General features: G+C 40.9%; 6 protein-coding genes and 1 pseudogene. 5 read left to right on the top strand and 2 right to left on the bottom strand.

What is annotated here, in order from left to right; translation table 11 throughout:
* The 5 genes and pseudogenes from H6G06_RS26315 to H6G06_RS26295 form a co-directional block, all read left to right on the top strand.
* A pseudogene (locus H6G06_RS26315) lies at window positions 1–251 on the top strand (photosystem II D2 protein (photosystem q(a) protein)); the annotation flags it as partial.
* Between the two features lie 1,261 nt (window positions 252–1,512).
* Window positions 1,513–3,210 carry an iron uptake porin gene (locus H6G06_RS26310; RefSeq protein ID WP_190565007.1) on the top strand — a complete coding sequence of 566 codons (1,698 nt, stop codon included), beginning with the start codon at window positions 1,513–1,515 and terminating at the stop codon, window positions 3,208–3,210.
* Window positions 3,211–3,403: 193 nt separating this feature from the next.
* Window positions 3,404–3,841 (top strand): Rrf2 family transcriptional regulator, encoded by a 438-nt coding sequence (locus H6G06_RS26305; protein ID WP_190565006.1) that lies wholly within the window; start codon window positions 3,404–3,406, stop codon window positions 3,839–3,841.
* A gap of 16 nt (window positions 3,842–3,857) precedes the next feature.
* Window positions 3,858–4,820: a cysteine synthase A gene (cysK, locus tag H6G06_RS26300; RefSeq protein ID WP_190565005.1), complete on the top strand. Its 963-nt coding sequence runs from the start codon at window positions 3,858–3,860 to the stop codon at window positions 4,818–4,820.
* A 59-nt stretch (window positions 4,821–4,879) separates the two neighbouring features.
* The gene (locus H6G06_RS26295) at window positions 4,880–5,566 is read left to right on the top strand and encodes a J domain-containing protein (RefSeq protein WP_190565004.1); all 687 of its coding nucleotides are present in this window, start codon (window positions 4,880–4,882) and stop codon (window positions 5,564–5,566) included.
* A 13-nt stretch (window positions 5,567–5,579) separates the two neighbouring features.
* Here the strand turns inward: H6G06_RS26295 and H6G06_RS26290 are convergent, their stop codons facing one another.
* Both H6G06_RS26290 and vap15 read right to left on the bottom strand, forming a co-directional pair.
* Window positions 5,580–6,002, bottom strand: coding sequence for a putative toxin-antitoxin system toxin component, PIN family (locus H6G06_RS26290; protein WP_190565010.1), 423 nt, complete (start codon window positions 6,000–6,002; stop codon window positions 5,580–5,582).
* Window positions 5,980–6,216, bottom strand: a complete 237-nt coding sequence (gene vap15 / locus H6G06_RS26285; protein WP_190565003.1) for a type II toxin-antitoxin system VapB15 family antitoxin — start codon at window positions 6,214–6,216, stop codon at window positions 5,980–5,982. The genes H6G06_RS26290 and vap15 overlap by 23 nt, the downstream gene beginning before the upstream one ends.
* Window positions 6,217–6,221 lie beyond the last annotated feature (5 nt).

Below are 6,221 nucleotides of genomic sequence, written 5' to 3'. Positions count from 1 at the left end.
TTATGTTATTCGTCCCAGTCACAGGCTTGTGGATGAGTTCTGTCGGTATCGTGGGTTTAGCATTAAACCTGCGAGCTTATGACTTCGTTTCCCAAGAATTAAGGGCAGCAGAAGACCCAGAGTTTGAAACTTTCTATACCAAAAACATTTTGCTGAACGAGGGTATCCGCGCTTGGATGGCTCCTCAAGACCAACCCCATGAACAATTTGTATTCCCTGAAGAAGTATTACCACGTGGTAACGCTCTCTAATTTGATGATGAATTAATCAAATCATTTAGCATTCATCCTTTTCAATCCAGCCCAGGCAATTTGTCTGGGTTTTTTTATCTGTGAATATTGCCAAACTCATTTTATGTGCTATAGTAATCTCAGGTTACAAACCCAGAGTTTTTCACTCTGCCTTTTTGAAACTAAGACCGATTAGGCAATAAGGAGGTGATGCCCATGATAGAAAGTAGTATACGCATGGGTCATCAGGTTGCAGTTAGCCGGCTGTGCGCCGGGGCTGTTCTCTAAAAGTTAGCCTTAGTCATCCTGAGATACTAAGTTAGCTCAAGTAGCTAGGCTAAAAGTCGGAGTTCCTTCCGGCAGTCTGGTTGCAACCTGAAGACCCGCTAGACCGCCCTAAGTTAGATCATCTGATTTAATTTAGGGCGGATAGTTTTTTATGTATTGTAAAACTTCGCCCAATCCATAAACAAATATTGCCATCTATTGTCATTCATAACAGTAAAAGCAGCTAATAGATGGGGATATAGCAAATTTAAAGCCAGAGAATTAGCATAAATATATTATTGACCACAAAACGAGACGCAAGCCCCAGGCTTCAGATAGGGTTATAAGTCGTAGGGATTTTTAAATCCAGTCAAACGACTGTGTGGATTCAGCCACAGTGGTCTAATCGGAGTTAGAAAAAGCAAGCAAGAACAACCATCGACGTGTTGAACCATCCTCGTAGGGAGCAATCCCGACAACAGGCATAATCGGCATTTGGAATAGTAAAAGGGCAAATAATACCTGGATGTTAAACGTACCCATCTGGCTGGTGATGGACTGGGAAAGCGCAAAAAATTTACAAGTAAGCGCAATGGCAATACATCACGTATTGCTATTTTATCAAGCGTCTAGGTTGCCTTTGTCAGCACCATTGAAAATCCGCTTGTAGACTATTCAATAATATCCCGGCTTCTGTCCGTAGGGAGTTGTCAATACTGGTTCCTAATTCACAATATGGTGGCAGGGCTGCTGACCATTATTTAATTAACGGGACTTATCTTGATTATTAGTCTCACATATTATATAATATCAAACTATAATGTAGAGGTTTTTACATAAGTTAATTGCATAAAAGTTTAACGTTTCGTTAATCAGTTATTAGCTTTGTAAAAACTAAAATTGTAGTAGTGGCAGCTATGCCTCATACACAGGTTAAAGCAAAATGTCGCATTTCTGAGAAATAGGTACGACAAAAACAGTTATCTTTAGATATGGTGTGAGGAGTAAAAGAAAGATGTCTAATCTCTTGTGGAAGTCTCTGGTGGTTAGCCCAGCAGTTTTAGGAGCAGCGTTGTTAGTTTCAGGAACAGCGATAGCGGCTCCAAATACCACCACTGAAGTATCAACACTGGAAACACAAACAGCAACAGAAGTTTCCCAACAGCCTGAAATATTGGCCCAAGCAACAGATACGTTAGATCAAGTTAAACGCTACAGCAACGAAGGTCAAAATTCACAGTCTCAAGTAACATCAGTTTCTCAGTTTTCTGATGTCCAACCCACCGACTGGGCATTCCAAGCTTTGCAGTCCTTGGTTGAGAGATATGGCTGTATTGCTGGTTATCCCAATGGTACATATCGCGGCAACCGGGCGTTGACCCGTTATGAATTTGCCGCTGGTTTAAACGCCTGTTTGGATCGTGTTAATGAATTGATCGCCACAGCAACAGCTGACATGGTGACAAAACAGGACTTAGCAACTTTACAGCGGTTACAAGAAGAATTTTCTGCTGAACTGGCAACATTACGCGGTCGTGTAGATGCTTTAGAAGCACGGACTGCTGAGTTGGAAGCTAATCAGTTCTCTACAACCACCAAATTGCAAGGTGAAGCTATTTTTGCTGTCACTGATTCCTTTAAGGGCGATCCTGGGGGTAAGACCGTTTTTCAAGATAGAGTCCGTTTGAACCTGCAAAGCAGCTTCACAGGTAGAGATATGTTAAATACCCGTTTGACGGCGGGTAATACTAGAGGTTTTGGAACCTCCTCTGAAGCTAACCAAACCTTTGATGTTGGTAGCACTGGTAATAATGGTGTTGAGATAGACAAACTAACCTATGAAGCTCCTATCGGTCCAGCACAGGTCTACATAGCAGCTACTGGTGGTCAACACAGCCATTACGCAGCTGTGAACAACCCCTACTTCTTTGACAAAACTGATGGTGGTAACGGTGCTTTAAGTACCTTTAGTTCTGAAAACCCCATCTATCGTATTGGTGGTGGTGCAGGTATTGCACTGAATGTCCCCTTTGGTCAAGGTGGCGGTATTCTCAAACCAAGTTCATTAACTTTAGGTTACTTGGCTTCTGAGGCTAATAACCCTGCTGCTGGTGCTGGTTTGTTTGATGGCAACTATGCGGCTTTAGGTCAGTTAAACTTTAATGTTGGTAATCGCATTGCTTTAGCTGCTACCTATGTACATGGTTATCATGGTGCAGGTAGTAGTTTGTTTGACTCAGCTACAACTCTTGCTAGTGATGGTGTAACTTCCATTCCCGTAGTAGGTACATCACTAGCTAATAATCTCAGTGCAGGCAGCGCCTCTTCTAGCAATTCCTACGGTCTTTCCGCAGCCTTTAGACCTAGCGACAAACTTTCTATCAGTGGTTTCGTTTCATACCACGATGTTACTGGCTTCGGTGCAGGTGATGACTTTGAAGCTTGGAGTTATGGAGTTGGTGTAGCGTTACCTGACTTTGGTAAGAAAGGTAACGTATTGGGTATTTTCGGTGGCGCTCAACCTTATTCCTTTAACAATAATGGTGGTGCTAACACTGGTGATATTCCCTACCAAGTTGAAGGTTTCTACAAGTATCGCGTTTCCGATAACATCTCTGTTACTCCTGGTGTGATTTGGTTGCCAGCTACTGGACAGAATAGCGGCAATGAAGATGCCTTTATTGGTACTCTCAGAACAACGTTCACCTTCTAGACTAGAACATTGACCATCTGCTGACAATCTTGAAATCTATTTTTACCCGCCATGAGGCGGGTTTTTTGTTTTGGGTAGAAAAAAAGTACAAACCCCAGTGGAAAACCGGAGTATACTGGAAAAAGTATGAATTATGAATTATGAATGATCCTTCATCGTTTATCCTTTATCCTTTATTCTTAAATTGCAGCTTGTGGAACTATCCTGTAAATCTGAATACGCAATCCTGGCGTTATTAGAAATGGCAAGTCATTACGAAAGCGGCGAACCGATGCAAATTCGACAAATAGCCGCCCAGCAAAATATACCAGATCGCTATTTGGAACAGCTACTTGCTACTTTGAGGCGTGGAGGTATAGTTAAAAGTCAACGTGGTTCAAAAGGTGGCTATCTGTTGGCGCGAGAACCTTGGAAAATTAGCGTTTTTGATATTTTGGAATGTTTAGAAGGGTTGGATATCAAACCGGGTGAAGATGATACCAACCCCAAAAGTGTAGATAGTGCGATTGTGGAAGAAATCTGGCAGGAAGCACGTCAGGCGGCAAACGCAGTCTTACAAAAACATTCGCTTCAAGACCTCTGTGAACAGCGAGATTCACGGAGGCAGTTAGATTTCATGTACTACATTTAAAGGAATCAAAATTATTATGCGGATTGCTCGGAATATTACAGAACTGGTTGGACGGACTCCCCTAGTGCAGTTGAACCGCATTCCCCAAGAGGAAGGCTGTGTAGCGCAGATTTTGGTGAAACTGGAAAGCATGAACCCATCTGCATCAGTTAAAGACCGAATTGGCGTGAGTATGATTAATGATGCGGAACAGGCAGGTTTAATCACTCCTAGCAAGACGGTATTGGTAGAACCGACATCGGGAAATACAGGTATTGCCTTAGCCATGACAGCAGCTGCTAAGGGGTATAAATTAATTTTGACCATGCCTGAAACCATGAGTTCAGAAAGAAGGGCAATGTTGCGGGCTTATGGGGCAGAACTGGAACTAACACCAGGTATTGAGGGGATGAGCGGGGCAATTCGCAGGGCGCAGGAAATAGTGGAAACTACACCTCATGCGTATATGTTGCAACAGTTCCGTAATCCAGCTAATGCCAAAATACACAGAGAAACTACAGCGGCTGAAATCTGGGAAGATACGGATGGCCAGGTAGATATGATTGTGGCAGGTGTGGGTACAGGTGGTACTATTACTGGTGTAGCGGAAGTAATGAAAGCTAAAAAGCCTAGTTTTAAAGCGATCGCTGTTGAACCAGCTAATAGCCCAATTTTATCAGGAGGTAAACCAGGTCCTCACAAAATCCAGGGAATTGGGGCGGGTTTTATTCCCCAAGTGTTAAAGGTAGAATTGATTGATGAGGTGATTACTGTCAGTGATGAAGAAGCGATCGCCTACAGTCGTAGATTAGCAAGAGAAGAAGGGCTATTATCTGGTATTTCTAGTGGTGCTGCTTTGTGTGCGGCTATTCGTGTCGCTCAACGTCCAGAAAATCAGGGACGTTTAATAGTCATGATTCAACCGAGTTTTGGTGAGAGATATTTGAGTACACCATTGTTCCAGGATTTAGAAGCAAAGGTTGCAACAAGTATCAGCTAACGATACGTTAGATTAAATCAGTTAACTGATAACTGATAATTGATAACTGTTAACTGATCATGGTCGATTCTAACCACTACGAAATCCTCAAAGTTAATGCCAATGCCAGCCAAGCGGAGATTAAACAAGCATATCGCCGCTTGGTGAAGTTATTTCATCCTGATACTCAACAGAAAACAGCCAATAACGAGCAAATTATTCTTATCAATGCGGCTTATGAGGTTTTAGGGGACACCCAAAATCGCCAGCAATACGACCAAAAACTGCGGTATAATTCCCAAAAATCAAGTATTCCCAAACCAAAGCGTAATTCTGAACAAAAACCTTACCAAAAAACCAGGGCAACGGGAAGAGATGCTGATGAACAAATCGAAGAATGGTTGCGCCGAGTTTATAAACCAGTAAATAGGATACTTTTTACCATTCTCAGTTCTCTAGAAGCGCAAATTGAGGAATTAGCCGCAGATCCTTTTGATGATGAATTGTTAGACGCATTTCAGGATTATTTAGACTCTTGTCGAGAAGATTTGAAGGAAGCTCAATTTAAGTTTCGTTCTCTACCAAATCCTCCTAATTTCGCAGCAGCAGCAGCGCACCTCTACTATTGTTTGAGTCAACTTGCAGACGGGATAGAAGAGTTGGCATATTTTCCATTAAGTTACGATGATCGCTATTTGCACACAGGTCAAGAATTATTTAGGATAGCTAAAAGATTGCATCGGGAAGCGCAAGAATCAGTGGGGTGAATATGTACTCAGATCAATTCTCTAATTTCTGTAAAAGTTTTTGGTAAGTAACAATTTCAGTATTTTCAAATTTTTTAATCACTAATAAATCTTGATCACCAGTGACTAAAAAATTTGCGTCACTATCTTTTGCTAGTGCTAAAAGATAATAATCTTTCGCATCCCGACAAATAAAAACTTCGGAGGTTATATTTATAAATACACCAATGGTTCGTAAAAGTTGAATTAACTCATGGACTTTGTTAGACGGAAAATATTTTTGTAACTTAGGACGTTGAGTTACTAAAGTAATTTCTTCTAATATTTGCTCAGAAATTACTACTATAATTGTTTCTGCAACTAAAAGGTCTTTTAAATCTTTCAGTTCTTTACCAATCAAAAAACTAATCCAAAGATTAGTATCAATAATGATCTTAACTGCTTTGTTTTCTGTCATAAATTTGAGAACGGACAATTTCAACCTCTTCAGTAATTTCTGCTAATGATAATTCATCAGTTTGAAATACTTCCAACAACTCTGTTAATTTATGATTCAATGTTTCTTTTTCTAGTTCTTTGCTAAGTAACAATTTTTCAGAATCAGAAAGTTGTTTAACTAGAGTAAGAATTTGCTCAAATGTCAATGGTAGTTGATAGGTATTTGGTAGCATAGTAT

Source organism: Anabaena sphaerica FACHB-251 (assembly GCF_014696825.1).
In the GTDB taxonomy this organism is placed as follows: domain Bacteria; phylum Cyanobacteriota; class Cyanobacteriia; order Cyanobacteriales; family Nostocaceae; genus RDYJ01.
This window is presented reverse-complemented; position numbering and strand designations above follow the sequence as displayed.